Genomic DNA, 26,723 nt, shown 5'->3' with positions numbered 1-26,723 from the left:
CACGGCCGCCCGGGCCCCGGACCGGCAGCCTCAGGGCACGTGCCACGACAAACAGTCCGTAACCCCACCCTCACCTGCGGTTTCGCGCCCGGACGCGGCACGGCGGCCCCGACTTCAGCCGGGGCCGCCGTGTGGCGAAGGTCGCACCGTACGAACACGGCCGCCCCCGTCGCGCGTGCGACGGGGGCGGCCGTGTTCAGGTGGAGGCGACTCAGTCGTCGTTCTTGCCCGACGGGGTCGTCTTCGCGATCTGCATCAGGAACTCGGCGTTCGACTTCGTCTGCTTCATCTTGTCGAGGAGCAGTTCGATCGCCTGCTGCGAGTCGAGCGCGTGCAGCACCCGGCGCAGCTTCCAGACGATGGCGAGCTCCTCCGCGTTGAGGAGGATCTCCTCCTTGCGGGTGCCCGACGGGTCGACGTCGACGGCCGGGAAGATGCGCTTGTCGGCGAGCTTCCGGTCGAGCTTGAGCTCCATGTTGCCGGTGCCCTTGAACTCCTCGAAGATCACCTCGTCCATGCGCGAGCCGGTGTCGACCAGCGCGGTGGCCAGGATGGTCAGCGAGCCGCCGTCCTCGATGTTGCGCGCGGCACCGAAGAAGCGCTTCGGCGGGTACAGCGCGGTCGAGTCGACACCACCGGACAGGATGCGGCCGGAGGCGGGCGCCGCGAGGTTGTACGCGCGGCCCAGACGGGTGATCGAGTCCAGCAGGACGACCACGTCGTGACCCAGCTCGACGAGACGCTTGGCGCGCTCGATGGCCAGCTCGGCGACGGTGGTGTGGTCCTCGGCCGGGCGGTCGAAGGTCGAGGAGATGACCTCGCCCTTGACCGACCGCTGCATGTCGGTGACCTCTTCCGGACGCTCGTCGACCAGGACGACCATCAGGTGGCACTCGGGGTTGTTCGTGGTGATCGCGTTGGCGATCGCCTGCATGATCATGGTCTTGCCGGTCTTCGGCGGGGCCACGATCAGACCGCGCTGGCCCTTACCGATCGGCGACACGAGGTCGATGATGCGGGTCGTCAGCACGCCCGGGTCGGTCTCCAGACGGAGCCGGTCCTGCGGGTAGAGCGGGGTCAGCTTCTGGAACTCCGGCCGGCCGCGCCCGGATTCGGGAGCCATGCCGTTGACGGAGTCCAGGCGCACGAGGGCGTTGAACTTCTCGCGGCGCTCGCCGTCCTTGGGCTGACGCACGGCACCGGTGGTGTGGTCGCCCTTGCGCAGGCCCGCCTTGCGGACCTGGGCGAGGGAGACGTACACGTCGTTGGGGCCGGGCAGGTAGCCCGAGGTCCGGATGAACGCGTAGTTGTCGAGGATGTCGAGGATGCCCGCGACGGGGATCAGCACGTCGTCGTCGGCGACCTGCGGCTCGTTCGGCGCGAACTCGTCGCGGCCACGACGGCCACGGCGGTCGCGGTAGCGGCCGCGACGGCCACGACGGCCGCCCTCGTCGTCGAAGTCGTCCTGCGGCCCGTTGTCCTGCGGACCCTGGCGGTCCTGACGGCCCTGCTGGCCCTGGCCCTGGCCCTGGCCGCGGCCGCCCTGCTGCTGGCGGTCGCCGCGCTCGGCGCGGTCCTGACGGCCACCCTGGCCGCCCTGCGCGCCCTGACCCTGACCCTGACCGCCCTGGCCCTGCTCGTCGGCCTTGGCACCGCGCTCGCGGCGGCTCTGACGGTCGCCGCGCTCGGCGCGGTCCCCGCGGTCCCGACGGTCGCGACGGCCGCGGCCCTCGCCGTCCTGGGCCGGGGCGGAGACCGCGGTGGCGGTCTCGGCCTTGACGTCCGTCTGCGGAGCCGGAGCCGTCTCGGTCTTCTGCTCGACCTGTACGACGGTGGCGGGAGCCGAGCCTTCCGGGCTGCCGGACGGGGCGGTGGCCCGACGGCGGCGACGCTCACCGGCCGGCGCGTCATCGCTGGCGGGCTGACCCGGGATCTCGATCTGCGCCGGAGCGGCGGCGGGCTTCTCGGCGGGCGCCTCGGCGGCGGCCTCGCCCGTGCGGGCCTTGCTGGTGGCGCGGCGCTTCGGCTTGGCCTCGGCGGTGTCGCCGGCGGCGGCGGAGGCCGCGGCCTTGGGGGCGCCGCCACCCGCCTGCGCCTCCTTGATGACCTCGATCAGCTGGCTCTTGCGCATCCGCGCGGTGCCCCTGATACCGAGGCCGGACGCGACCTGCTGGAGCTCTGCGAGGACCATGCCGTCAAGGCCGGTGCCGGTGCGGCGACGCTTGGGCGCGGCGCCCGCGGCGGGAGCACTGGTGTCGACAGAGGTGTCGGCAGCGCCCATCAGATCGGTGGTGTCGCTCACGAAGGGTCCTTCCCTGGAGCGGACGTCGGCCTGTCTGGCTCGGCGACCGGTTGTGCTGTCCGACAACGGTCTAGGTGTGGACCGTGCCGGGGCGGTGGTCCGCCGGTAGAGATACGGCGGAGAGAAACGTGGGTGCGTGGTACCGGCGAGAAGCCCCCGAGCTGAAAGCGTGGGAATGTCACGCCGATTCCGGAGCGTGCTCGAAACTGCTGGAAGTGATCAAAGCAGTCGGGGAGGCTCCCGGAAGAAAGGTGGTCCCGGATGGGGACACTGAGCACCGAGCCATGGCGGCTTCCGATGCGCACTTGAGACTAACACTACCGGATCCAACAGATATTCCCCCTCTCGATCACCGGCAATCGCGCTGCTTCCGCGCGGGCGGCCTGCCCTGACCGCCCGCCCCTGGCCGGCTCTGATCTGTCCTAGCCGCCCTGGGTACCCAGCGGAAGCACGCTCGCACCCGCGGCGTCGAGCGCGAGCCGGTTCGCGGCCCACCCCTCGCCCGCGAGCTGCGCGACCTTGTCGGCCGCGTCGTTGTCGACCAGCGCGAGGACCGTGGGGCCCGCGCCGGAGATGACCGCGGGGATGCCGTCCGCCCGCAGTCGGTTGACGAGTGCCACGCTCTCGGGCATCGCCGGGGACCGGTACTCCTGGTGGAGCCGGTCTTCGGTGGCCGGCAGCAGGAACTCGGGACGCCTGGTCAGGGCTTCCACGAGCAGACCCGCGCGGCCCGCGTTGACGGCCGCGTCCACGTGCGGGACGGTGCGCGGCAGCAGGCCGCGCGCGGTCTCCGTGAGGACCGGCTTGGAAGGTACGAAGACCACCGGAACGATGGAATCGGCGGGGTCCATCCGGATCGCCTTGGCGCTGCCCCCGTCCATCCACGCCAGGGTGAAGCCGCCGAGCAGACAGGCGGCGACGTTGTCGGGGTGGCCCTCGATCTCGGTGGCGAGCTCGAGCAGAGCCGCGTCGTCGAGCTTGGCCTCGCCGCCTATGGTCACGGCGCGGGCGGCGACGATGCCGGCGCAGATGGCGGCGGAGGAGGAGCCGAGGCCGCGGCCGTGCGGGATGCGGTTGGCGCAGACGACCTCGAGGCCGCGCGGCTGTCCGCCCAGCAGGTCGAAGGCGGTGCGCATGGAGCGTACGAGCAGGTGGCTCTCGTCCCGCGGGAGGGTGTCGGCACCCTCACCCGCGATGTCGATGTTCAGGCCGGAGTCGGCCACCCGGACGACTACGTCGTCGTAGAGCCCCAGGGCCAGGCCGAGGGCATCGAAGCCCGGGCCGAGATTGGCACTGCTGGCGGGGACGCGCACCCGTACGGCGGCGGCGCGGAACGCTGGACCGGCCATCGTCCGATGACACTCCTTGTGACTGTGCGAGAACTTCGCTCTTCGCTGGCTCGCTGCGAAATGTACTTGAGAACGTACGACACCCGAAGGCCCTCGGGGCAGCACCACGGTCATATGCGCGGTGGCGGATGTAAGTACAGCGTATCGAAGGAAGGTTCCCTCGCGACATAGGGCGCACAGGAGGCGCACGATGCGTGTCGCACCCTTCGACCGCTCTGACCGGTCCAGGACCGGCCTCGACGGCCGTTTTACGGCCGTGCGGGGTGAGTTGCCGAGTTCCGGAGGGCCTTCACGGCCCTCCGGAACCGGCTCCGACGTCAGATCAGGCCGAGCCTGATCGCGGCGGCCTCGGCATCAACCGGAACGGTGACCGGCTGCGGAGCGCCGGCGATCGCCCAGTCGGGGTCCTTCAGGCCGTTGCCGGTGACGGTGCACACGATCTTCTGGCCCGGGTCGACCAGACCCAGCTCGGCGGCCTTGAGCAGACCCGCCACGGAGGCGGCCGAGGCGGGCTCGACGAAGACGCCCTCCTGGGCGGCCAACAGCCGGTAGGCGGCCAGGATCTGGCGGTCCGTCACCTCGTCGATGAAGCCGCCCGACTCGTCGCGCGCGGCCAGCGCGTAGTCCCACGAGGCCGGGTTGCCGATGCGGATCGCGGTGGCGATGGTGTGCGGCTCCTTGACGACCTCGCCGCGCACGATCGGCGCGGAACCGGAAGCCTGGAAACCCCACACACGGGGCGTACGGGAGGCCAGGCCATCGGCCTTGTACTCCTTGAAGCCCTTCCAGTACGCGGTGATGTTGCCGGCGTTGCCGACGGGCAGCACGTGGATGTCGGGCGCGTCACCGAGCGCGTCGACGATCTCGAACGCGGCGGTCTTCTGGCCCTCGATACGCACCGGGTTGACCGAATTGACCAGCGCCACCGGGTAGTTGTCGGACAGCGAGCGGGCCAGGTCGAGGCAGTCGTCGAAATTGCCGTCCACCTGGAGGATCTTCGCGCCGTGCACGAGGGCCTGGCCCATCTTGCCCAGCGCGATCTTGCCGCGGGGCACGAGCACCGCGGAGACCATCCCGGCACGCACCGCGTACGCGGCGGCGGAGGCCGAGGTGTTGCCGGTGGAGGCGCAGATGACGGCCTTCGCGCCGTCCTCCTTGGCCTTGGTGATGGCCATCGTCATACCGCGGTCCTTGAAGGACCCGGTCGGGTTCGCGCCCTCGACCTTGAGGTGCACCTCGCAGCCGGTGCGCTCGGAGAGCACCTGAGCGGGGACGAGAGGAGTGCCACCCTCGCGGAGCGTGACCACGGGAGTCGTGTCCGTCACCGGCAGGCGGTCCCGGTACTCCTCGATGATGCCGCGCCACTGGTGGGTGCGATTGCTGCTCATGGGTCCTTACTCCCCTTCAACACGCATGATGCTGGCGACACCGCGGACGGTGTCCAGCTTCCGCAGCGCCTCGACGGTCCCGGAAAGGGCGGCGTCGGGCGCGCGGTGAGTGACGACGACGAGGGAGGCCTCGCCGTCCTTGCCCTGCTGCCGCACGGTGTCGATGGAGACCCCGTGCTCCGCGAAGGTGGTCGCCACCTGGGCGAGCACGCCCGGCTTGTCCGCCACATCGAGGCTGATGTGGTAGCGGGTGACGACATCCCCCATGGGGCTGACCGGCAGCTGGGTGTACGCCGACTCGCCCGGCCCCGTTGCCTCGGCGAGCTTGTTGCGGCAGACGGCGACGAGGTCGCCGAGGACCGCGGACGCGGTCGGAGCACCGCCCGCGCCGGGCCCGTAGAACATGAGCCGCCCGGCGGCCTCCGCCTCGACGAAGACCGCGTTGTACGCCTCGCGGACGGAGGCGAGCGGGTGGGTGAGCGGGATCATCGCGGGGTGCACGCGCGCGGTGACGGACTCGCCGTCGGCGGCCCGCTCCAGGATGGCCAGCAGTTTGATCGTGCAGCCCATCCGCTTCGCGGAGGCGAAGTCGGCGGCGCTGACCTCGGTCATGCCCTCACGGTAGACGTCGTCGAGACGGACGCGGGTGTGGAAGGCGATGCCGGCCAGGATCGCGGCCTTGGCGGCGGCGTCGTAGCCCTCGACGTCGGCGGTGGGGTCGGCCTCGGCGTACCCGAGGGCCGTGGCCTCGTCGAGCGCCTCCTGGTAGCCGGCGCCGGTCGAGTCCATCTTGTCGAGGATGAAGTTCGTCGTCCCGTTGACGATGCCCATCACGCGGTTGATCTTGTCGCCCGCGAGGGACTCGCGCATCGGCCGGACCAGCGGGATCGCGCCGGCGACGGCGGCCTCGTAGTACAGGTCCAGCCCGGCGGTCTCGGCGGCGGCGTGCAGCGCGGCACCGTCCTGCGCGAGCAGCGCCTTGTTGGCGGAGACGACGGAGATGCCGTTCTCGAACGCGGTGGTGATCAGCGTCCGGGCCGGCTCGATGCCGCCGATGACCTCGATGGCCACGTCGATGTCGCCGCGTTTGAGCAGCGCGGTCGCATCGGTGGTGACGAGCGCCGGGTCGATGCCCTCGCGCACCTTGGACGGACGACGCACCGCGACGCCGGCGAGCTCGACGGGCGCGCCGATCCTGGCCGTCAGATCGTCGGCGTGCGTCGTCATGATGCGGGCAACTTCCGAGCCGACCACTCCACAGCCCAGCAGCGCCACCTTCAGCGGACGCGTACGCATCATTCGACCTACGCCTTTCGATCTTCCATCAGTACCCCGCGCGCGGCTTGCGCGCGGGGTGAGAACGCGGGGTGAGAACAAGTCTCACGCAATGGACAGCAGTTTCCACCCTCGGTCCAATGAGTGAGACACCCCTTGAGACTCCTGAGGCCATTATTTCGGGGTTCGGAGGCCCTCCCCCAGAAATAACGGAATCACCCGAGGTCGAGTCGCAGGAGATCTTCCTCCGTCTCGCGCCGGACGATCACCCGGGCCTGACCGTCGCGCACGGCGACGACGGGCGGCCGCAGCGCGTGGTTGTAATTGCTGGCCATGGACCTGCAGTAGGCGCCGGTGGCCGGCACCGCGAGGAGGTCACCGGGGGCGAGATCGGCGGGCAGGAAGGCGTCCTTCACGACGATGTCGCCGCTCTCGCAGTGCTTGCCGACGACGCGGACGAGCATGGGCTCGGCGTCCGAGGTGCGGGACACGAGTGCGATGGAGTACTCGGCGTCGTAGAGGGCCGTCCGGATGTTGTCGGACATCCCTCCATCGACACTCACATAGGTCCGGAGCCCCTCCAACGGCTTGATCGTCCCGACCTCGTACAGGGTGAAGGCGGTCGGCCCAACGATCGCCCGTCCGGGCTCGACGGAGATCCTCGGCGCCTTCAGCCCGGCGCTCTCGCACTCCCGGGCGACGATCTCGGTCAGCGCCTTGGCGATCTCGTGGGGCTCGCGCGGGTCGTCCTCGGACGTGTAGGCGATCCCCAGCCCGCCCCCGAGGTCGATCTCCGGCAGCTCCACGCCGTGCTCGTCCCGCACGGCGGCCAGCAGCTGCACCACGCGCTTCGCCGACACCTCGAAGCCGGCCATGTCGAAGATCTGCGAGCCGATGTGCGAGTGCACACCGAGCAGCTCCAGCGACTCGTGGCCGAGCGCCCGCCGCACCGCCTCGGCGGCGCTCCCGTCGGCCACCGCGATCCCGAACTTCTGGTCCTCGTGCGCGGTCGCGATGAACTCGTGGGTATGCGCTTCCACACCCACCGTCACGCGGATCTGCACGGGCTGGCGCACGCCCATCTCACGGGCGATGTGCGCGACGCGGGCGATCTCCTGGAAGGAGTCGAGCACGATGCGCCCGACGCCGGCCTCGACGGCCCGGCGGATCTCGCTCTCCGACTTGTTGTTCCCGTGGAACGCGATCTGCTGTCCGGGCATCCCGGCGGCCAGCGCAGTGGCCAGCTCCCCACCGGAACACACATCGACGTTCAGCCCCTCCTCCCGCAGCCACTTCACGATGGCCTTGGAGAGGAACGCCTTCCCGGCGTAGAACACGTCGGCGTCCTTGCCGAAGGCGTGCGCCCACGCCCGGCAGCGGGCCCGGAAGTCCTCTTCGTCAAGGAAATACGCGGGAGTCCCGAACTCCTCGGCGAGCTTGGTGACTTCAATACCCCCAACACTGACCACACCATCACTGTTACGCGTGACGGTCCGGGCCCAGACCTTCTCGTCGAGGGCATTGAGATCGGACGGCGGGGGGGAGTAGTGCCCCTCGGGCAGCACATCGGCGTGACGGGGTCCGGCGGGGTGCGCGGAACGGCTCATCGGTCTCTCATTTCACGGATCACAGGCGTTCGGGTGCGTCGATGCCAAGCAGGGCCAGGCCGCCGGCCAGCACCGTCCCGGCGGCTTCGGCAAGAGCCAGCCGGGCGCGGTGGGCGGCCAAGGGTTTCTCGTCGCCCTTGGGCAGTACGCAGTGCTGGAAGTCGAGCAGCGCGTCGGCCGTCTCGACGAGGTATCTGGCGAGCCGCTCGGGCGCACGGTGGTGCGCGGCGGCTTCGAGTACGAGGGGGAAGTCGGCGAGGACCCGAATCAGCGCGGAGGCGTCAACCTCACGAACATCACGAACATCGCCAACATCCCCGGCCTCGCCCCGGAACCCGAGCTGCTCGGCATTGCGCCGCAGCGCGCGGCACCTGGCGTACGCGTACCGCACGCGGAAGAGCTCGCTGTCTTCGCCCTGAGCGAGCAGACGATCGTCGAACTGGGGGGTCTCCCGGGCGGGCACGGCGAGCATGCCCCAGGCGGCGGCATCGGCCCCGTACCGGGCGACGACGTCGGAGTCCCGCTTCGCGAGCGGCGCAACGGAAAGGTCACCGAGCCCGGGCAGCTCGCACCCGCGGTCACCCTGGGCCCGCAGGAGCCGCAGCACACTGCGCCGCACGGCCGTCTGACGCAGCCCGCCCCGGCCCTCTCCCTCACCCTCGCCCTCCCCCTCACCGTCGGCGAGAAGGGCCGCCCGTCCCCGCACGTCCCGAATCACGGAAGAAGCGGAAACCGCAGGCAGTACGAAGTTCAGAAACCCGGCCCCGGTGACCTCGACGGACCCGATCCCCGGCTCATCACCGAGCCGCCGCGCCAGCACGTCCGCCACACCTCGTGGCGGGCGACCGGCACCCTTGGCGACCTGAAAGGCGACGGGTGTGGCGTAGTCCCCCACCCCGCCGGGCCGGGTCCGCTCGACGACGACCCGCTCGGGCACGACGGCCTCGGCCGGCAGCTCCCCGTCCTCGACGGCGCGGCGCACGGCACGTACGACGCAACGGGAGAGGTCAGCGGGGGTCACGGGACCAGCCTAGGCGAGACGCCCCGTCATCCCGCGAAGGGTTTCGGCATGTGAACAGAAGCCCATGCCCCTCACCCCCTCCCCCTCCCGGCAGGAGCCCCTTTCCTCCCGTCGCGCCGGTCCTTGCGCTCGATCATCCGCCGCACGACCCGTACCAGCTCGGCCGGCTCGAAGGGCTTGGCGACGAACGCGTCGACCCCGGCGGCGATCCCGTCCTCGACCTCCTGCTGCGTACAGGCACTCACGATCGCGACGGGAACGTCCCTGGTCCGCGGATCGGCCCGCAACTGCGCGGCGGTCCCGAACCCGTCCAGCCGGGGCATGACCACATCAAGGGTGATCGCATCAGGGCACACCCGATGCACCACATCCAGACACTCGGCACCATCATTCGCGGTCACGACCTCGAAGCCCTCCAGCTCGAGATTGACCTTGATCAGCTGCCGGATGACCTTGTTGTCGTCGACGACAAGGACCCGGCCTGAGACGCCTGGCACAACTCGAGAGTAGGTCGACCGGGCCACCCGCGTCCGGGTTTTCGCCACTTCCACCCCGTCCGAGCGACCCACCCCCCTACTCCCCCGTAAACGGGTTCCTGATCACCCCACGGAAGCTGGTAGTGTTCAACCCGTCGCAGCAACACCGGCGACAGCGCCCCCGTAGCTCAGGGGATAGAGCAACGGCCTCCGGAGCCGTGTGCGCAGGTTCGAATCCTGCCGGGGGCACACTGTGCAAGTGTGCCCAAGACCCCGCCACCAGCGAGAACGCTGAGGACGGGGTCTTCGCGTATGCGCAGCCAACTGCTGTGCTGTGCACCCGTATGTCAGACCCTGTGGACTATCCGTGGACAGGATCTTGGGGGATTTCCGTAGGTGAAGAGGCTTGGCAGGGGCGAGCAACGCCGCTTGTCATTCCCGCGTCCTGGTCTTGGAAGATGCACCCAAGGGGTGAGGCAGGTCCAAACCGCCGCCTGCGGATGAAACGATGGACGACTCGGGGGATCTCGTGGATGTGAACACACTTGCCGTCGCCCTCATCAGTGTCGGAGGGGCACTGGGCGGGACTCTGGGTGGGGCAGTCCTCAGCCAGCGCCAGCCGAGCACAAGCCGCGGAACAGAACCGCCGTGCCGACCTTGAACGACAGGAAGTGCGCGCGGAGCAAGCGCTGCAAGCCAAACGCGACCTTTACGCGCATCTGAACACTTCTGCTCGCGCCTACCGGGTCGCCGCCAGAGATGCTGTCGAAGCCGCAGCACGAGGGGAGAACATCGACCCGGCGCTCCTTGATGCTGCCAAGGAAGCCTGGGCCGAACAGTACTCCCAGGCACAGATGGCCCTGGCGCAGGATGTGCTGCAGATAGCCTCGGCTCTCAACAGGTCGCTAGGAGTCGGCTACTCAGCCGTAAAACAGCTGCCAAGCAGTCCCCGGCTCGACGAGGCATACCAGCGGGCCAGGACGTGGTTCAACGGCCCTCTGTCCGATGGCGTGTACCTCCTGCGGATCATGCTGCGGCATGACCTCGGCGTCGAGGTCGAGCCTCATTTCGAGCAGACCAGAATGCAAATGCTCGCGGCACTCAACCGTTAACGCGACAGTCTGGCTCACGCACTCACCGCCGAGCGGTCCCAGGCCAACTGAGGGCTACCCATGCCACCAAACCAGCCCAACGGCTTAGCCAAGATGCGAGCCCAAATGTGACGAGGCCCCTGGACAACACGCCAGGGGCCCCGGACACGGTCACATGGCCTTTCTCGTACTCGCGCAGCAGATCTTCGATCCGCCGGTTAGCCACCTCCTGGCGACCGTCAAGGCACTTCGCATACCGGCTGAGCAGCACCTCCACGCTGTTGCCCGCCCGCTCGGCAACCTCGGTCGGGTCGACGCCCGCGTTGACCCACGTAGAGAGCGCCGAGTGCCGGAGGTCGTACGGCCGACTGGCGAGCGGAGTGGCCGCGACAGCCAGCCGCATGATCACCAACGGCTCGTCGCCGTAGGCGGCTCCCGCACCCACGTGCGTCGTACCCGGCGCTGGCATCTCGTTCTGCACGCGGTAGGTGACGTCGTCGGCAATATCCGCAGCCCGGCGCGCCTCGAGACTGTTGTATGCGAGGTCTACGTTCTCCTGCTCGCGCGCGATGATCGCGCGACGCCGGGTACCCGCCATACGTGGCGCTCCTGATCCTGGTCTTTAACTGAGCAACATCCTCCGAGATCGATCTTGGTGGAGCCTGCGGCAGGCACGCGGCGCCTCCAGACATTCGATGCCGAATCGCTACAGACCCTGTTGGGCCAGCAGTCGGTGGTACTCGATGTACTCCTCGCCTATCACGTGCTGGGAATGACGCCGCAGCTCGAAGAGGACCTTGCCGTCCCTGGTGCGCTTCACGGTCCAGTCGGCGTCGATGTAGATGGCCAGCCTGTCGAACTGGGCATGGTGATTGGGACAGAGGCAGAGCAGGTTCGACAGCTTGTCAGGGCCGTCGTGCGGGGCGCCGATCCCTTGGATGTGCGCGGCTTCGCTGTGGTAGCCGGCCAGGACCTCCAGCGGCTCGGAACACACCTGGCAGGTGGCATCGTGCAGGTTCTTGACCCTCCGGACCAGTTCCTGGTCCCGCTCCGGGCGCATTCCGCGGGTGGGACGTCGCCTCACCGGCCCCGCCGAGCCTCCGTCGACCTCGTTTTCGTCCGTGGCGCCACTCGCGCTCAGATATCCGCCGAGTCCGGTACCGGCGAGGAGGCGGGCACGGTCCACATCACCGAAGTATGTGGCGCACAGCACGTTGATCGCCTCGGCGCGTATCCGGGCTCCACGCAGCAGTCGCGCGGCCTCGGCCACGAATCCGGCCTTGGCCCCGGCCTCCCGCAGAGCCCTCGGGGCAGCATCCACGCCGTCCGCGACACCTTCGACCTCCCACACCCCACTACTGCGCAATCGACAGAAGGGGTAGTGAGGGGTGACCTGGGAGCCGGAACGTCCGAACTCGCCCAGAAGGGGTCCGACCTCGCGTTCGAAGACCTCCCAGGGCGCGAGCCGGTCCTCCTTGGCGGCCACCCGACCGATGGCCCAGAGCAGTGCCAGAGGCTTGTGCCGGGAAGGGCCCTGCGGCTGCGTGGAGGTGCGCAATGTACGCAGTGCACTCAGCAGCTCCCGCCGGCCGAGCCTGGGCGACCTGGGAGTGGGGAACGTGACGGCTTGCGGCTGCCACCCGGATGGAATGTCGACTCGGTCGAGCAGGCGGAGTCGATCGGATGCCGAGACCAGCATGAGGCCCCACAGCTTTGTCGGCGTATTCAGCTCGGCCAGAAGAGGCATGGCGTCCGACCTGAACTCGACGACATCGCCGAGGGCGACGATGTGCTCCCAGGTAGCCTCGTCGTCATCCTCGCCCCAGACCTTCCGCGCCAGGGCTCGGTTCCGGAAGATCCCCTGGACGGTGGCCCTGGCGATGAAGCTCTTCTCTGCGTAGAACAGCACTTCGTCGCCGACCCTACGACCTCGCAGCGCTTTCGCCTTGTCGTTGTTGGCAGCCTTGGGTGGTGTCGCGCCCCATAGGCGGGCCACACCGTCGGGAAAGATCCGGCGGAGTTCAGCCGCGTCCTCCCCGAGAACGTCCTCGTACTCCGACAGCCGAATCCCGTTCTGGACCGAGTGCCGGAAGTGTTGCGGTCCCCGCACCCGCGCCGTGCCACGGGGCTGCAGGAGCCACTGCACCCCAATCTCCTCGGCCGCTTCGCCTTCGGACCGCCCCACCCCATGAACCGTCATGGTGATCAGATTATTTGGCGCATCTCACATGCGGGGCACTCTTGATCAATTCCCGCCGACCGGGCCCCCTCCGGAACCGCACCCGTTACGATTTGAGCTGCGGTTTACTCCCCCGAACAGCGATTCTCCGATGCGTTGATGGTGATGAGCCCCGTGGAACGCAATGCCGCAGCCGCCGGCGCCGACGATGTGGAGCTGGACCTGCCATGACCGACGGCAGCCTCGGCGACGACCCCCTGGAACGGTTGCACTCCGGGCTCGTCCATCACATCGTCAACTCACTCGGCTGGCCGGGACTGCATCCTCTCCAGGAAGAGTCGATCGCACCGCTGATGGAGGGCGCGGACGCCGTGCTGCTCGCGCCCACGGCAGGGGGAAAGACGTAGGCAGCGTCCTTCCCGCTGCTGTCCCGGATGGAGTCGGAAGGGTGGACCGGTACTTCGGTGCTGTACGTGTGCCCCCTCAAAGCACTCCTGAACAATCTGCTGCCTCGACTGGAGACCTACACCTCCTGGCTGGGACGAAGCGCCGCCCTCTGGCACGGTGACGTGGCGCAGTCGCGACGCCAACGTATCCTGCGGGAAGGGCCGGACGTGCTGCTGACGACCCCGGAGTCGCTGGAGGGAATGCTGGTCAGCGCGAACGTCGACCACCGTGCATTCTTCTCGGGCCTTCAGGCGATCGTTGTCGACGAGGTGCACGCCTTCGCCGGCGACGATCGCGGTTGGCATCTGGTGGCCGTGCTGGAACGACTGGAGCGGGTGGTCGAGCGACCGATCCAACGCATCGGTCTTTCCGCCACCGTGGGCAACCCCGAGGAACTGCTGAGCTGGCTCCAGGGATCGGCGTCCGGGAAGCGGCCTGCTCGCGTGGTTGCCCCGCACCTTCGGGAGAAGGCGCCGACGCTGCCGCCGCCGGGCGACGTACAGCTGGACTACGTGGGCTCTCTCGCCAATGCGGCCACGGTCATCACAGCATTGCACCGGGGTGAGAAACGGCTCGTGTTCTGCGAATCCCGACGCCAGGTCGAGGAACTCGGCTCCAGCTTGCGGGCCAAGGGAGTAACCACCTTCCTCTCCCATGCGTCCCTTTCGGCGGACGAACGACATCGTGCCGAGGAGGCTTTCGCCGAAGCACGCGACTACGTGATCGTCTCGACCAGCACGCTGGAGCTCGGCATTGAGATCTCGACCGGGTCATCCAGATCGATGCGCCAAGTTCAGTGGCCTCCTTCCTGCAGCGTATCGGCCGTACGGGCCGTCGGCCCGGATCGTCACGCAACTGCCTGTTCCTCGCCACCGACGGCAGCGGCCTGCTGTCCGCAGCCGCCCTGCTGCTCCTGTGGAGCCGCAGCTGGGTGGAGCCGGTCACCGCACCTCCTGAGCCCCGGCACATCGCCGCGCAGCAGATGCTCGCCCTGTGCTTGCAGAAGCACCGCGTCGGTGACCGGCTTTGGCCGGAATGGTGGGGCGGTCTCGGCCCCTTCGGCCCTGCTGCCGAACCGATCGTGCGTCATCTGGTGTCCGAGGGATACCTCGACCAAGACGGGGGCATGCTCTTCATCGGCCCAGAGGCGGAAAGGCGTTTCGGATACCGGCACTTCATGGATCTCACTGCCGTTTTCACTGCGGCTCCCGAGTTCACCGTGCTGTCCGGCCGCACGGAGATCGGTACGACGGACCCCGCACTCCTGACCGAGGAGGTCGTGGGACCCCGAAGGCTCCTGCTGGCCGGGCGCAGCTGGCAGGTCACCTACATCGACTGGGCGCGACGCCGGTGTTTCGTCGAACCTACGGAGAGCGGCGGGCGAGCTCGTTGGGGTGGCGTGGGGCTCGTACGGGCGAGCTCGTACGAACTGACGCGCGCTGCCCGTGAGGTCGTACTCGGGGCGACGCCCCCTGTCGCGCTCACTCGGCGGGCCGAGAGCGCATTGGCGCAGGCCCGGGAGGATGGGGCTGAGCTGGTTCACGCCGACCGGACTGTGATCCTACGCGGCGGCAAGGACACCAGCGTGCGTTGGTGGACCTGGGCCGGCTACCGCGCAAACGTCACGCTGGCTGCAACGTTGTCCTCTGTCGCAGATCCTCTCCAGAGGCCCACCGGGACGTACCTCCGTCTACGCGAAAATGTCACGGTAGAGGAATGGCGGAAGGTGGCGGCCGAAGCTGCTGAGCACCTGTGTCTTCCCTCCGTGGACCCTCGCGCCCTGTCAGGCCTGAAATTCAGTGCCGCTCTGCCCGAACGGCTTGCCCAGTCGACTCTTGCAGCCCGTCTGGCCGACGTGGAGGGAGCGCTCGCAACGCTGCGCGAGCCCGCACGGTTCACTCGGTTCGACGCCTAACAGTCGGCTGGAAAGGGCGTGCTCGGGCGCGTCGAGGATGCGTCACACGGACCACGAAGGCTGTGGCACGCTGCCCTCCCTCCCGGTTCGTCACCTACGTGCGTTGAGTAGCTGGGTGGCCAGTTCGCGGGCGCTGGAGGGGATTCCGCGGGTGGGTTCGCCGTACTGGGGGTGGGCCTGGTCCAGGGTGCGGAGGAGGCTGCGGGCGCGTTCGGTCGGGGCGCGCTCCAGGACCGTGGTGCCGGTGGCGGCCTCCTGGGTGGGGGCGTAGCCGGCTGCGCGGAGGGCGGACAGGGTGTCCTCCGGTGGGGCCGTGGAGATCAGGACCGTGGGGGCGATGCGGCGCAGGGCCAGTTTCGCCAGGGCGCGGGACTGGGCTACCTCCGCGATCAGGGCGGTGTCGTCGGAGCGGATGCAGCAGGCCGAGCGGACGACGCGCAGTTGGCCGTGGGTACGGGCCGTGTCCTTGATCGTGTAGGTGAGGGGCTGGGGAAGTCTTCCTTCGCTGACGGCCTCAAGGCGGTCCAGGAGGTCGTCCGCGCTCCAGCCGGCGTCCAACGCGCGGCGGAGGGTGGAAGAGGTGATGCGCCAGACCACCGCGTGGCCCTCCGACTCGATGTCGCCGACCGCAGAGAGGAGTTCGGCGAGGTCCGGGGCCGGGGTGCCGGTGACCGTGGCCGTCAGGTCGGACTGAAAACGGGCCGTGGTGCTGGGCGCGGGGAGCGTTTCGTACAGGGTGGTGCGGAGCGTCGCGACCGCCCGTGCCAATGCCGGGCGAGTGGTGAGGTCTTCGCCCAGGGTGTCCGTTGTCTGGGCTGTCGGGTCCGCGCCCGCGCCCGGTACGGCGGGGTAGTGGTGGGCCGCGTCCGCCTCCAGGAGGGCGCTGATCGCGTGGCCGGCCGGGGTGAGGGCCCCATGGGACACCAGGCCCAGGAGTTCGGCTTCGGAAAGGGTGGCCGAGAGACGGCCCGAGAGGTCTTCGGTGCCCAGCAGCCGGCCGAGGCCGTCGGCCGCGAGCAGGGCGCGCAGGAGTGGCTGGTACCAGGCGGCCCGGTCGAGGAGTTCGGTGTACGAGCCTGGGGTGCCCGACAGGCCGTGGCCTGGGGGGAGTGCGGCGAGCGCGCGCAGCACACCGCGGCGCAGCGGTACGGCGTACCCGTCCTGCGGGCTGATCAGCGCCACCGGGGTCTCGCCGTCGTCCGGCCAGTGGGTCAGGACTTCCGGTACGACCGCCCAGGCCGTCAGGAGGGGCAGGAGCTTGCCTGCCGGCGGGGCCGCCGACCACGGGTCGTAGCGATCGGTGGGGAGGAGGCGGGCCGCGGGTTTGGGCGCGGGGCGGCGTCCACGCGGGGCCACCGCCGGCTCGTCGTCCTGCGGGGCGGCGAGGCCGGCGTTGACGGCGAGATCCAGCCACAGGCGGGTGTCCGCTTCGGTGGCTCCGGCCGACTTGGCCAGGCGTCGGGTCTCCCGGACGGCGATGCCGCCCGCCTTGCGCACCGCGACCGGCTGCGCGGCGAGCGCCCGTAGGACCAGCTCCGCACGCCAGGCGGCCGCTCCGGCGGCGGCGCTCCCCTGACCGTCCCAGCCGCGCGGGAGTGAAGTGGTGTGGGTGAGGGGGTCCGGGTCCAGGCGGGGGCAGGGCACGCCCTCGCCGTCCCGGAGGGCGCGCGCCACCTCGTACGGAAGCTCGGCGAGGTCGTGTCCGGCGGGGAGGAGCAGGGCGCGGGCGGCGAGCCAGTCGGTGCCCTCGTCGCCGCTGCCACCGTCCCGGAAGGTGTACTTGGCGTCGGGGCCGGCGTACTCGCCGTACCGGCTGACGAAGCAGTGGGTGCGGATGATTGGCGGGCCGAGGACGAGGTGGTCCAGGAGTTCGACCGCCCGGGGTGGGGCCTCGGATACCAGTGCTCGGACCTGAAGGGGATCGGCGAGCAGGGCCGTGATGCGGTCCTGCGATTCGGTGCGGGTGCGCGGTACGGACTCGCCGAAGAGCACGGTGGCGATCCGCTTGACCTCTGGGGCGTTGTACGCGGCGGTCAGCAGCCGGTCCGCCGGACGGCCGTAGCCGTCGAAATCGGTTCCTCGGGCATGCAGGAGGGGTGGGAGTGCCAGCCAGTACTTCGGGGCGGGCAGAAGCAGCGCGCGGTCCCGCAGCCGCCCCAGCGCTTCGGTCGCCGGTCCTCGTGTATCGCCGGCTTCGAACCAGGCCAGCACGTCCTGTTCGGGCACCAGCCGCTCCGACGGCTCCGCGGGCGCGGTCTGTGGTACGGGGCGCCACGCGTACGAGGGACGGTGCGCGGTCTCGGCGGCGACGGGGCCGTATCGCTCCAGGGCCAGGGCCGCGACCGAGGCCAGCAGCTCCAGCTCTCCGGCGGTCACAGCGGTCAGTCCGCGCGCCACCGACTCGTCGGTCAGGAGGTATTCGGCCAGCTGACGAAAGGTGGTGATGCGCGTGTAGCCGGCTGCGAGGGGGAGGTCACGCTGCTGCAGCAGCGTGACCAGCTGGTCCTCGGGCAACCGACTGAGCCATTTCGCCAGGGCGGTGCATGAGTTCACCCGGCCAGCGTATTGGCGCCCGGTCGGCTACCGAAGGGCTGTCGGCCATGTTCACCCGAGCCGACGGGGGCCGCGGAGGAGGTAGGTCGTCAGGGTCGTTGTCGTGATGAGGGCCGTGGTGGCCCAGGCGTAGCGGACGTCGCCCGGGAGCAGGAGGAGGGACCATGGTTCCACCTGCGCCTGGGGTTTGGTGCCGATCAGCCACATGATCATCGGGGTGGCGACCGGTGGGGCCCAGGCTGCCGCCGGGGGGAGGAGGCAGGAGCCCAAGAAGGCCAGCCCTGTCAGGAGCAGGGTGTTGCGGAAGGCGACGGCCGGGTCGTTGGTGGCACCCGTGAGGGCGAGGGCCGCTGCGAGGGTGAGGACCAGCGCTGTGGTCGTGGCCCTGATGCGGGCGGCCGTGGGGGTGATGCGTTCCTGGACCTCGGCCGCCGTGGCGAGGACCGAGGGCAGGAAGGCCGCGAAGAGGGCGGGGACCATGGGCCAGAGGGCGCCTTGTACACCGTCGCGGGCGGGTACGTCGTACAAGCGCAGGGGGGTCGCTACCCAGAGGAGCGCACAGAATAGGGCCGCGAGCGCTTGGCGGCCGAGGCGCCAGCGGCGGACGTAGAGGAGGCCGCTATGCATCACAGGCGGCCAGGCCTTGGAAAGCCGCGCGGGCTACGGAGATCCGCTCGGTCCTGGTGCCGGTGGTGAGTCGGGGGTCCAGGTCCGGGTCGTCGTATGGCTGGACGCCCACGGCTTCGGCGAGCCAGTAGCGGGCGTTGACGTGGTTGCGTTCCATGACGCTGCCGGGCTCGATGGTGCAGTCGGAGCCGTAGTAGGTGCCCAGGAACATGTCGAGCAGCATTTCGCGGTCGCCCGTGACGGTGTCCGGGGATAGCTGACCGATGTTCGTGGTGCTGCGCATGGCGTCCTGGCGGAAGGACGCCGGGGCGGGAAGGCTCAGTCGCTCCACGGCCTGCACCAGGGGGCTGAGGCTCGCGCGTAGTTCGGGCTCGTACGAGGTGTAGCCGCGGCCGAGGCAGATCTGGGGCTGGGTGCCGTGACAGCGGACGTCGCCGGGGCGGGCTTCGAGGTAGAGCGGGTCGGCTGCGGCGAGGTGACCGGCCGAGAGGGCGCAGAGCACGGCGGTGGCGGCTGCGGCGACGAAGTGTCGCGGACGCAGGCTGTGGAGGGCGGCGCTCCAGGCTCCGGCGAGGAGCGCCAGGAGGGTGGCCACCACGTAGAACGCGATCTGGGAGGTCTGAGTGCCGGCCTTGGGACGCAGCCCGACGAGTGAGCTGGTGGCTCCGCCGACCATCACGAACTCGGAGAGGTCGCCTGCGTAGAGGAGGAGGAAGGCCAGGAAAACGGCGATCGCCGTCATCGGAGCTGCGAGCTTGCCACCGTCGCCACCGAGCCAGCCGGCTGTGAGGCCGACCGCGCATGCGAGCCCGAGGAGTGCGAGCGCAGGCAAGGGGGTGAGTAGTTCGGGGAGGCCGAGGGTGGGTGGGGTGCCTGCTGATGCCACCAGGCCGAGGACCAGGGACAACCCGAGAAGGAAGGCGGCGGATGACCAAGCCAGGAGCGCGGCCCAGGCTGCCGCCAGCATCGTGACGGGGCGGTGATGGGCGGAAAGGAAGGCATCGGCACGGGAGAGGCGGTGACCTTCCCAGGCGGCCACACCCGCAAGGAGTGGGCCGAGCAGCATCACGGTGAAGTTGTACTGGTATACCGCCCACATGGGCTCGTGCCGCCAGGACATCGGGCGCAGGAGGGTGTTGAGGACCACGAGGAGTAGGAAGAAGGGGAAGGCGGTGCGGCCGAGGGACCGGCGCATGTGGAGGAGGGGAACATTGGTGGTCATCGGTCACCGCCGTCGGTGTGGTCGAGTGCTGGCTGTTCTACGAGAAGTTCCCTTGCGGCTGCGCTGTTCAATGGCCACCGCCCAGGGTTCCCTGGGCGGAGCTTCCGCCACCGCTCAGGTCCTGGAGGGCCTGTTCTACTGAGCGGGCCGTCACTGCGGTGGCGTCGCCGACGTTGGCTCGAGCCATGAGTTCCGCGGGTGTGCCGTCGAAAACGATGCGGCCCTCGCGCAGTGAGACGACCCGGTCGGCCAGCAGCTCGATGTCCTCGGTGTGATGCGTGCTCAGGACGATGCAGCGGGTGAGGCCCGTGCGGGCCAGGTAAGTGCGCAGCTCGATGCGGTGTTCCACGTCGATGCCGGTCGTCGGCTCGTCCAGGAGGAGGACCTCGGGCTCGTGGACCACGGCCTGGGCGATGTGGGCACGCTGGCGGTTGCCTCCGGAGAGGCTGCGCAGCCGGGCGTCGGCCATGTCGGAAAGGTTCAGGTCGTCGAGCACGCGCTCGATGGACGTCGCGCGCCGGCTGCGGGGTACGCCGCGCAGCCATGCCGAGTAGGCGACTGCTTCTCGGACGGTGAAGTGGCCGGGGAAGTCGGGAGCTTGGGGGAGATAGCCGATGGCCTCGCGGTAGCGGCGGAGACTCGTCCGGTGCTCCGGCTCCTGGCTGCCGAGCGAGACGGAGCCGGCAGTGGGCCGCAGGAGGAGGGCGCAGGACTTGAGCAGGGTCGTCTTGCCCGACCCGTTGGAGCCGGTGAGGGCTGTGATTCCTTGGCGGAAGGAGAGGATCGGGATGTCGAGGGCCGTCCTGGCCCCGTAGCGGACCACAATGTCGCGGACTTCGAGCCGGGAAGCGCGGCCAGAGTGAGGGATGGAACCGGGTTCATCCGGCGCCCCGCTCAATCGCCGAGGAGAATTGATCATCGTGATGCCCTCGGATCTCAGTAGTCGAACGTGGCGAGTGCCGCTGGGGAACAGGTATCGGGAACCGGCCAGCCGAGCTGCACGCATGCCTGGGTGGCTGCTCGGACAGATTTCGCCGTGGCTTCAAGGTGGTACTTCAGGTGGTGGGTGACGTAGTACGTGTGGTTGTGCTCGGGAGTGTGGAACGAGTGAAGCTCGGCACCGTTGTCGAAATACCAGTTGCCCTCGGTGTAGATCGTGTTGCCGTCCGCAGCCAGGTCCTTCGACATGACCTTGTTCGTCGCGTTGATGTTCCGATCGTTGCGGAAGTCGCCGTGCGCGGTCGCACGGAGCTTGCCGTCATAGGACACGGCGACGCTCCCCCAGCCCACAGCTGAGGCCGAACCCGCCATGGCCGTGACGAGCAGAACCCCGCCGGCGGCCAAGACCGTCGCTCGAGGGGTGTTGGGCATGAACGCACCTTTCAGGGAGGGGTGTTGGGAGGCCCGAGCATGCCATGCGGTATGTCGCCGTTTGCCCCGTACGGGAGGCTGGAGCCCCGATCACCCCCGAACGGGTGATGTCGGCGTCAACGAGAGGGCGACCCCTTCCGGCATAGGCCCGGCAGATTCCGGTGGTCTGTACGAGGGAGGTGGGGTGGGGTCTGTGGGATTGGGGGGTGGGTGGGGGTAGGGCGGCTGCGTAGGTTGGGTGGTGAGGCCACCTTGTGCTGCTGACCAGGCACTTTGTGGCGTGCTCTGACAATGAGGATGGGGCGAGGCGGATGCGTGAGCTGGTGGACACGGCGCGGCAGTGGGCGGCTGAGGGGCGCGTGGCGTTTTTGGCGCGGCCCGTGACCGAGCAGGGGTTCGGGCCGCGGGATCCGGGTGGGGCCGTGCTCGTCGATGCTCGGGGGGAGTGTGTCGGCGGTCTCTACCACGGTGTTTTCGATGCCGAGCTCGTTGCCGAGGCCGGGGCCATGGGGGGCGGGGTCACGGCGCGGGTGTGCGAGGTGTCCGTACGCCGGGCCGAGGCCGAGGAGGCGAAGCTGACGTGCGGCGGGCAGGCCGAGGTGTTGCTGCAGCCGTTGAGCGCCATTCCGGGCGAGTGGTGGGAGCTGCTCGGCGAGGGAGTGGGGGTCGCTCTCGTGACCCGGCTGAACGAGGACGCCGATCAGGCCGTGAGTGAGGTCGTCCGGGCGGACGCGGGCGCGCCGGATGATGCGGGGCGGCGGGCCGGGGAACTGCTCGCCACTCGGCGCGCCGGGCGGGACGCGCTGTACGGGGAGTCCGGGCTGGTGCTGGTGGAGGCGTACCCGTCGGCTCCGTACGTGGTCATCGGCGGCGGGGGTGAGCTGGCCGGGATCATCGAGCGCCAGGCGCTGCTGCTGGGCTGGGAAGCCGTACTGGTGGAGGGGGCCGCGGAGGCCAAGAAGGTGATCGCGGCGCGGCGGGATGCCGCGTGCGTGGTCATGCTGAGCCACGACGAGGCGTTCGACGTGCCGACGCTGCGGTTCGCGCTGGACGAGGGGGTTCCGTACATCGGGGCGCTCGGGTCTCGGCGTACGGCGACGCGGCGGCGGGAGGGTTTGATCGCCGCCGGGGTGAGCGAGGATCAGCTGGGGCTGGTGCACGGGCCGATCGGGCTCGATCTGGGTGCGCGGACGCCGGCCGAGACGGCCCTGGCGATCTGCGCGGAGATCCTCGGGGTGCTCGGGGCCCGGATCGGGGCCGGGGCGCTGCGGGACACCGAGGGACCCATCAACCCCTGACCCGGAGCGCGTAACGAAGTGCGCATGTTGGTGGGATATGCGGGAAAATGGGTCGTATGGACATGATCCTGAGCGTGGACGCGGTTCTCACCAACATCGCGTGGTTCGCGGTCGTCGGGCTCTTCGTCGTCGCGATGCTGCTCGGCGGGTTCAAGCTGGGGCAGCGGGTACGGGCCAAGGAGCCTCCGCCCCCGGCTCCCGAGGAGCAGCCGCACCTGCCCAACGGCGGGGCCGTCTACGAGGTCCGCGAGGAGCGGGACCCCGTGGAGATCCCCAATGGTGGGCTCAGGCCCCATGAGATGCAGGGGTACGGGAACTTCGGCTCCACCACCTCCAGCCATCCGGACGATGTCCGCAAGGAGCGCGAGTCCGGTTACAAGCACGTCGAGGGCCCCGGCCCCCACCCGCAGCCGGGGTCTCCCCCGGATGCCGGGCGCGGCGCCCACGCCTGATCGGCCAATGCCTCTGACCCGCGCCCGTCGGTGCGGGTCAGAGGTCTGTTCGGAGGTCTGTTCGGAGGCGGAGTACCTCCGGGGGCGGATGGCGGGCGGAGGTGGCCCGGACCTCGGCTGCGAGGGGCGGGTCCAGGGGGTGGAAGGGGACCTCGCCCAGACCGATCGCCGTGATGGTGGGCGCCCTGCCGGCCGGTGGGGTACGCGTGGTCAGGGTCTGCGCCAGTTCGGTGCGGAGGGGCGCGGTCAGGGGGCTGGAGACCAGGGGGGTCTCGTCGCCCATGGGGAGGACGAGGACGAGGGCCTGCGGGCGCCGGGGGGTTCCCGTGTAGCCGACGACCGCCGCGTCGCGGACGTCCGTGTGCCTCAGCTTCTGCCAGCCGCGCCGGCCGGCCGGGTAGGGCTGGTCCAGGCGTTTGACGACCAGGCCCTCGATACCGCTGGCGGGGAGGGTTTCGTACCAGGTGGCGGCCAGTTCCGGGTCCGTGGTCATGGGGACCGGCTGGAGGGGCGGGCCGAGCGGCAGGAGCAGGTCCACCAGGAGCGCACGGCGGCGCTCGTAGGGGCGGGTGCGCAGGTCGAGGCCGGCCAGTTCGAGGACGTCGAAGGCGGCGTACGAGGCCGGCAGGCTCTGCGCGAGCACGGCCGCGCGGGCCGCGGTGGCCGCCGCGCGCCGCTGGACCAGGGCGAAGTCCGTACGGCCCTCGTGCCAGACCACCACCTCGCCGTCCAGGATCGTCCCGGCGGGCAGTCGGCGGGCGGCTGCGGCCAGGTCCGGGAAGGCGCTGGTCACGATGCGGCCCGAGCGGGCCTGGAGCGTGACGGCGTCCTCCGTGCGCAGGACCAGGAGGCGGTGGCCGTCGAACTTCGGCTCGTACGCCAGTCCGGCCCCGCGCGGCAGTGTCCGTACGGCTGCGGCCAGCGCGACGCGGATCACGGCAGTCGCCCCGCCAGGTCGGGGTTGAGCAGGGGCGCGAAGAGGTCTCCGTCGCGGGCCAGGCGCGGCGGGATGTCGTCGGCGAGGAAGAGCAGGTCCGCGGGGGTGCGGCAGGCCGCGACCTCCTCCCAGGAGACGGGTGCGGAGACGGTCGGCAGGACCCTGGCGCGCAGGGTGTAGGGGGCCGCGGTGGTCTTGGCGGCGGCGTTCTGGCTGTGGTCTACGAAGACCTTCCCCGGGCGCAGGGCCTTGGCCATGCGGTGCACGACGAGGTCGGGGAGGGCGCGCTCGGCCTCCTGGGCGAGGAGCCTGGCGTACGAGGAGACCTGCGCGGAGGGGGTCGGCTCCAGGGGCGTGGAGAGGTGCAGGCCCTTGGAACCCGAGGTCTTGGCGTAGGCGTGCAGACCGTCGGCGGCGAGCCGGTCGCGCAGCCACAGGGCGGCGGCGCAGCACTCGACGACGGAGGCGGGCGGGCCGGGGTCGAGGTCCAGGATCAGGCGATCGGCGACGGCCGGACTGCCGGCGGGCCACTGGGGGGTGTGGAACTCGACGACCAGGTTCGCGGCCCACATGAGGGAGGGCATGTCGGCGACGACGACCTGTTCGGCGGACGGCTCGTCGGAGCGGGGCACGGGGGCGGTCCTCACCCAGTCGGGCGTGCCGGGCGGCGGGTTCTTGGTGAAGAAGAGCTGCCCGTCCGGGCCGTCCGGATAGCGCAGGAAGGACACCGGGCGGTTGTGGACGTGGGCGAGGAAGGGGTCCGCGATGGTGGCGTAGTAGTGCAGCACCTCGCCCTTGGTGAAGCCGGTCTCGGGGTAGATGACCTTGTCGAGATTGCTGAGCGCGATGCGACGGCCCTCCACCAATGTGATCGGCGTCATACGATGAGACTGCCACGAAACGGGAGGAAGCGGGCGAGCGATGCGATCCATATGGAACGGGGCGATCTCCTTCGGCTTGGTCAGCATTCCGATCAAGCTCGTGAACGCCACCGAGAGCCACTCGATCTCCTTCCGTCAGATCCATCTGAGCGATGGCGGGCGCGTGCGCTACCGCAAGGTGTGCGAACTGGACGGGGAGGAAGTGCCGGCCGCCGAGATCGGCAAGGGGTACGAGGAGGCCGACGGGTCGATCGTCCCGATCACGGAGGAGGATCTCGCGCAGCTGCCGCTCGCCACCGCCCGGACCATCGAGATCATGTCGTTCGTTCCGGCGGAGGAGATCGATCCGCTGCAGATGGACGCGGCGTACTACCTGGCGGCGAACGGGGCCACGGCGGCGAAGCCGTACACGCTGCTGCGGGAGGCGTTGAAGCGGAGCCGGAAGGTCGCGATCGCCAAGTACGCGCTGCGGGGGCGGGAGCGGCTGGGGATGCTGCGGGTGGTGGGGGATGTGATCGCCATGCACGGGCTGTTGTGGCCGGACGAGATCCGGGAGCCGGAGGGGGTTGCTCCGGAGGCGTCCGTCTCGGTGCGGGAGGCCGAACTGGACTTGGCGGACGCGTTGATGGCCACGTTGGGGGACGTGGAGCTGGGCTCGCTGAAGGACGAGTACCGGGAGGCCGTGGAGGAGCTGATCGCGGCGAAGGCGGGCGGGGCGTTCGAGCCGCCGTCGGAGGCGGCCGTGGAGCCGGCGGGTGGGCAGGTGATCGACCTGATGGCGGCGCTGGAGAAGAGCGTGCGGGCGGCGAAGGCCTCTCGGGGGGAGGGCGGGGGTTCCGCTCCCGCCGAGGGTGCGGCGGAGGCCGATGTGACTCCGATCCGGCGGAAGCGGGCGGCTGCGGGTGCGGGTGCGGGGCGGGCGGGTTCGGCTGCGCCGAAGGCGGTCGGGGGGAAGAAGTCGACGGCGGCTTCGGCCAAGAGGACGGCGGCTGCTTCGAAGAAGACCACGACGGCCAAATCGACGACCGGGGGCAAGTCGGCTGCCACGAAGTCCACTTCGGCCTCGGCGAAGAAGACGGCGGCGGGTGCGAAGAAGACTGCCACGCCGCGGAAGCGGACCTCGGCCTGAGATTGGGGCGGGGGTTGGGGAGCTGGGCGGGCGTTGGCCTGCGGCGCTTTCCCCACCCCGCCCCTTCCCGCAGTGCCGATGTGCGGCTCCGCCGCGTGGGGGGCTCCGCCCCGGACCCCGCTCCTCAAACGCCGGAGGGGCTGGGTTTTGCCGCACGCGCTGCGGGCGGGCCGCAGCTGGGGCGGGGAAGCCGCAACGGGCAGGCAGGCCGAGCCACGAGCGAACGGGCCGAGCACAGGCGGGCGGGCCGCGCCACCGGCGGCCGGGCCGTGTCAGGCGTGGCCGGGCCGTGTCAGGCGTGGCCGGGCCGTGTCAGGGGTGGGTGGGCCGTGTCAGGGGGGAGGCCCTGTCAGGGGTGGGTGGGTAGCCAGGTTCTCGTGTCTCGGGACAGGGCGAACAGGGCCTCCACGTCGGCGGGTTTGAGGGTCGTCGGGGCCGTCGTGAGGGTGGCGAGGGCGGTCAGGGGTTGGAGGACGCGGATGTCGCGGACCGTGGGGGCCACCTCCAGCCGGGAGGCGTCCACCACCGCCAGGGCCGGGGTGACCTCGGCCTCCAGGACTCGGCTCGCCCGGGCGGCCGCGCGGCGGAGCCGGCGGGGGTCCGGGGTGGGTGCCGCGCGGCCCACCGTGAGCAGGAGGTCGCCGACGGCGGCGCGCTGGCGGCGGCCCGGGGCCGCGCGGACGCAGAAGATCCCCGCCGGGCCGATGAGCAGGTGGTCTATGCGGCCCAGGCCCGGGAGAGGGACGCAGTGCAGGGTGTGCCAGCCGTCCGGCTCCAAGGCGTCGAGTACGTCGCCCATCCGCTGCTGGGCCGCCAGGTCCTGGCGCAGGCGGTGGCGGGCCCGGGTGCCCGCCGGGCCGTGTTCCAGTTCGCCGAGCAGGGTCTCCCCCGGCCGGTTCGGCGCCAGGTCCGCGTCCGGCGGGAGGGCCAGGCGTCGTAGGTCGGCGGCCGTGGGGACCGGGGGCGGGCCTATGGAGACCGTCCCGCTCAGATAGGGGCGGAGGGCCGCGAGGATCGCTTCCCGGTGGTCGTCCGCCAGGACGCTGATGCGGTTTGCCTGGCGGTCGTACCAGGCCACCGCCTGACCGTCCGGCCGGTTGACGTACAACCGGCCACGGCCGGCGCGACCGGCCGACGGCAGTACTTTGAGAGCCGACATCGAGCTCACCCCCCACCGTCCATGGGAGCAGCCCCGGCCCCGCA

General features: G+C 70.2%; 20 protein-coding genes, 1 tRNA gene and 2 pseudogenes. 6 read left to right on the top strand and 17 right to left on the bottom strand.

The features are described from left to right. Positions 1–211: 211 nt before the first annotated feature. The 7 genes from rho to ACIQ5Y_RS16850 all read right to left on the bottom strand — a co-directional run bounded on the left by rho (position 212) and on the right by ACIQ5Y_RS16850 (position 9,511). Positions 212–2,302, bottom strand: a complete 2,091-nt coding sequence (gene rho / locus ACIQ5Y_RS16880; RefSeq protein WP_403880411.1) for a transcription termination factor Rho — start codon at positions 2,300–2,302, stop codon at positions 212–214. A gap of 422 nt (positions 2,303–2,724) precedes the next feature. Next, positions 2,725–3,651 carry a homoserine kinase gene (gene thrB / locus ACIQ5Y_RS16875; protein WP_069921954.1) on the bottom strand — a complete coding sequence of 309 codons (927 nt, stop codon included), beginning with the start codon at positions 3,649–3,651 and terminating at the stop codon, positions 2,725–2,727. A 317-nt stretch (positions 3,652–3,968) separates the two neighbouring features. Further along, entirely contained in the window at positions 3,969–5,039 is a 1,071-nt protein-coding gene (gene thrC, locus ACIQ5Y_RS16870) for a threonine synthase (protein ID WP_384586217.1), read from the bottom strand. Between the two features lie 6 nt (positions 5,040–5,045). Then, positions 5,046–6,338 (bottom strand): homoserine dehydrogenase, encoded by a 1,293-nt coding sequence (locus ACIQ5Y_RS16865; protein ID WP_403880408.1) that lies wholly within the window; start codon positions 6,336–6,338, stop codon positions 5,046–5,048. A gap of 191 nt (positions 6,339–6,529) precedes the next feature. Then, complete coding sequence (gene lysA / locus ACIQ5Y_RS16860; RefSeq protein ID WP_403880406.1) at positions 6,530–7,921, bottom strand: diaminopimelate decarboxylase; 1,392 nt, start codon at positions 7,919–7,921, stop codon at positions 6,530–6,532. A gap of 19 nt (positions 7,922–7,940) precedes the next feature. Continuing rightward, a complete protein-coding gene (nrtL, locus tag ACIQ5Y_RS16855) occupies positions 7,941–8,942 on the bottom strand; it encodes an ArgS-related anticodon-binding protein NrtL (RefSeq protein WP_403880404.1) in 1,002 nt (333 codons plus the stop codon). Between the two features lie 71 nt (positions 8,943–9,013). Next, the gene (locus ACIQ5Y_RS16850; RefSeq protein WP_403880402.1) at positions 9,014–9,511 is read right to left on the bottom strand and encodes a response regulator; all 498 of its coding nucleotides are present in this window, start codon (positions 9,509–9,511) and stop codon (positions 9,014–9,016) included. A gap of 84 nt (positions 9,512–9,595) precedes the next feature. Here ACIQ5Y_RS16850 and ACIQ5Y_RS16845 point away from each other — a divergent pair. Both ACIQ5Y_RS16845 and ACIQ5Y_RS16840 read left to right on the top strand, forming a co-directional pair. Next, positions 9,596–9,667: transfer RNA gene (locus ACIQ5Y_RS16845), tRNA-Arg, on the top strand. Between the two features lie 344 nt (positions 9,668–10,011). Next, complete coding sequence (locus ACIQ5Y_RS16840) at positions 10,012–10,530, top strand: hypothetical protein (RefSeq protein WP_403880400.1); 519 nt, start codon at positions 10,012–10,014, stop codon at positions 10,528–10,530. Positions 10,531–10,693: 163 nt separating this feature from the next. Here ACIQ5Y_RS16840 and ACIQ5Y_RS16835 read toward each other — a convergent pair. Continuing rightward, positions 10,694–10,903: pseudogene (locus ACIQ5Y_RS16835) on the bottom strand (site-specific integrase); the annotation flags it as partial. 312 nt (positions 10,904–11,215) lie between these two features. Continuing rightward, on the bottom strand, positions 11,216–12,709 hold the full coding sequence (locus ACIQ5Y_RS16830) for an HNH endonuclease (RefSeq protein ID WP_403880398.1): 1,494 nt from the start codon (positions 12,707–12,709) through the stop codon (positions 11,216–11,218). Positions 12,710–12,915: 206 nt separating this feature from the next. On the opposite strand from ACIQ5Y_RS16830, the pseudogene ACIQ5Y_RS16825 reads away from it, so the two are divergent. Beyond that, a pseudogene (locus ACIQ5Y_RS16825) lies at positions 12,916–15,050 on the top strand (DEAD/DEAH box helicase). A gap of 90 nt (positions 15,051–15,140) precedes the next feature. Here the strand turns inward: ACIQ5Y_RS16825 and ACIQ5Y_RS16820 are convergent. The 5 genes from ACIQ5Y_RS16820 to ACIQ5Y_RS16800 all read right to left on the bottom strand — a co-directional run bounded on the left by ACIQ5Y_RS16820 (position 15,141) and on the right by ACIQ5Y_RS16800 (position 20,823). Further along, complete coding sequence (locus tag ACIQ5Y_RS16820; protein WP_403880396.1) at positions 15,141–17,603, bottom strand: helicase-associated domain-containing protein; 2,463 nt, start codon at positions 17,601–17,603, stop codon at positions 15,141–15,143. Positions 17,604–17,654: 51 nt separating this feature from the next. After that, complete coding sequence (locus ACIQ5Y_RS16815; protein WP_403880394.1) at positions 17,655–18,083, bottom strand: hypothetical protein; 429 nt, start codon at positions 18,081–18,083, stop codon at positions 17,655–17,657. A gap of 139 nt (positions 18,084–18,222) precedes the next feature. Next, on the bottom strand, positions 18,223–19,452 hold the full coding sequence (locus ACIQ5Y_RS16810) for a hypothetical protein (protein WP_403880392.1): 1,230 nt from the start codon (positions 19,450–19,452) through the stop codon (positions 18,223–18,225). A gap of 67 nt (positions 19,453–19,519) precedes the next feature. Further along, positions 19,520–20,275: an ABC transporter ATP-binding protein gene (locus tag ACIQ5Y_RS16805; protein WP_403880390.1), complete on the bottom strand. Its 756-nt coding sequence runs from the start codon at positions 20,273–20,275 to the stop codon at positions 19,520–19,522. A 113-nt stretch (positions 20,276–20,388) separates the two neighbouring features. Continuing rightward, entirely contained in the window at positions 20,389–20,823 is a 435-nt protein-coding gene (locus ACIQ5Y_RS16800) for a hypothetical protein (protein WP_403880388.1), read from the bottom strand. Positions 20,824–21,134: 311 nt separating this feature from the next. Between ACIQ5Y_RS16800 and ACIQ5Y_RS16795 the strand changes: the two genes are divergently transcribed. Together ACIQ5Y_RS16795 and ACIQ5Y_RS16790 are read left to right on the top strand one after the other, a co-directional pair. Continuing rightward, positions 21,135–22,121: an XdhC family protein gene (locus tag ACIQ5Y_RS16795; protein ID WP_403880386.1), complete on the top strand. Its 987-nt coding sequence runs from the start codon at positions 21,135–21,137 to the stop codon at positions 22,119–22,121. Between the two features lie 56 nt (positions 22,122–22,177). Continuing rightward, entirely contained in the window at positions 22,178–22,573 is a 396-nt protein-coding gene (locus ACIQ5Y_RS16790; protein ID WP_403880384.1) for a DUF6479 family protein, read from the top strand. 37 nt (positions 22,574–22,610) lie between these two features. On the opposite strand, the gene ACIQ5Y_RS16785 is transcribed toward ACIQ5Y_RS16790, so the two are convergent. Both ACIQ5Y_RS16785 and ligD read right to left on the bottom strand, forming a co-directional pair. After that, on the bottom strand, positions 22,611–23,507 hold the full coding sequence (locus ACIQ5Y_RS16785; RefSeq protein ID WP_403880632.1) for an ATP-dependent DNA ligase: 897 nt from the start codon (positions 23,505–23,507) through the stop codon (positions 22,611–22,613). Beyond that, entirely contained in the window at positions 23,507–24,391 is an 885-nt protein-coding gene (gene ligD / locus ACIQ5Y_RS16780) for a non-homologous end-joining DNA ligase (RefSeq protein WP_403880382.1), read from the bottom strand. The genes ACIQ5Y_RS16785 and ligD overlap by 1 nt, the downstream gene beginning before the upstream one ends. Positions 24,392–24,431: 40 nt before the next feature. On the opposite strand from ligD, the gene ACIQ5Y_RS16775 reads away from it, so the two are divergent. After that, positions 24,432–25,520, top strand: coding sequence for a Ku protein (locus tag ACIQ5Y_RS16775; RefSeq protein ID WP_403880380.1), 1,089 nt, complete (start codon positions 24,432–24,434; stop codon positions 25,518–25,520). Positions 25,521–25,869: 349 nt separating this feature from the next. Here the strand turns inward: ACIQ5Y_RS16775 and ACIQ5Y_RS16770 are convergent, their stop codons facing one another. Then, positions 25,870–26,679, bottom strand: a complete 810-nt coding sequence (locus ACIQ5Y_RS16770; RefSeq protein WP_403880378.1) for a nuclease-related domain-containing protein — start codon at positions 26,677–26,679, stop codon at positions 25,870–25,872. Between the last annotated feature and the right edge of the window lie 44 nt (positions 26,680–26,723).

It is taken from the genome of Streptomyces sp. NPDC096339, assembly GCF_044762985.1.
In the GTDB taxonomy this organism is placed as follows: Bacteria; Actinomycetota; Actinomycetes; order Streptomycetales; family Streptomycetaceae; genus Streptomyces.
Note: the sequence above shows the minus strand (reverse complement) of the source record. Positions and strands in the feature narration are given on the sequence as shown.

What these genes read in the sequence shown, in the direction of transcription:
- lysA (WP_403880406.1), bottom strand. Translation starts at nt 7,921, where the DNA reads ATGAGCCGTTCCGCGCACCCCGCCGGACCCCGTCACGCCGATGTGCTG.
- thrB (WP_069921954.1), bottom strand. Translation starts at nt 3,651, where the DNA reads ATGGCCGGTCCAGCGTTCCGCGCCGCCGCCGTACGGGTGCGCGTCCCC.
- ACIQ5Y_RS16795 (WP_403880386.1), top strand. Translation starts at nt 21,135, where the DNA reads ATGCGTGAGCTGGTGGACACGGCGCGGCAGTGGGCGGCTGAGGGGCGC.
- ligD (WP_403880382.1), bottom strand. Translation starts at nt 24,391, where the DNA reads ATGACGCCGATCACATTGGTGGAGGGCCGTCGCATCGCGCTCAGCAAT.
- ACIQ5Y_RS16865 (WP_403880408.1), bottom strand. Translation starts at nt 6,338, where the DNA reads ATGATGCGTACGCGTCCGCTGAAGGTGGCGCTGCTGGGCTGTGGAGTG.
- ACIQ5Y_RS16815 (WP_403880394.1), bottom strand. Translation starts at nt 18,083, where the DNA reads ATGGTCCCCGCCCTCTTCGCGGCCTTCCTGCCCTCGGTCCTCGCCACG.
- ACIQ5Y_RS16810 (WP_403880392.1), bottom strand. Translation starts at nt 19,452, where the DNA reads ATGACCACCAATGTTCCCCTCCTCCACATGCGCCGGTCCCTCGGCCGC.
- ACIQ5Y_RS16775 (WP_403880380.1), top strand. Translation starts at nt 24,432, where the DNA reads ATGCGATCCATATGGAACGGGGCGATCTCCTTCGGCTTGGTCAGCATT.
- ACIQ5Y_RS16830 (WP_403880398.1), bottom strand. Translation starts at nt 12,709, where the DNA reads ATGACGGTTCATGGGGTGGGGCGGTCCGAAGGCGAAGCGGCCGAGGAG.
- thrC (WP_384586217.1), bottom strand. Translation starts at nt 5,039, where the DNA reads ATGAGCAGCAATCGCACCCACCAGTGGCGCGGCATCATCGAGGAGTAC.
- ACIQ5Y_RS16800 (WP_403880388.1), bottom strand. Translation starts at nt 20,823, where the DNA reads ATGCCCAACACCCCTCGAGCGACGGTCTTGGCCGCCGGCGGGGTTCTG.
- ACIQ5Y_RS16770 (WP_403880378.1), bottom strand. Translation starts at nt 26,679, where the DNA reads ATGTCGGCTCTCAAAGTACTGCCGTCGGCCGGTCGCGCCGGCCGTGGC.
- ACIQ5Y_RS16790 (WP_403880384.1), top strand. Translation starts at nt 22,178, where the DNA reads ATGGACATGATCCTGAGCGTGGACGCGGTTCTCACCAACATCGCGTGG.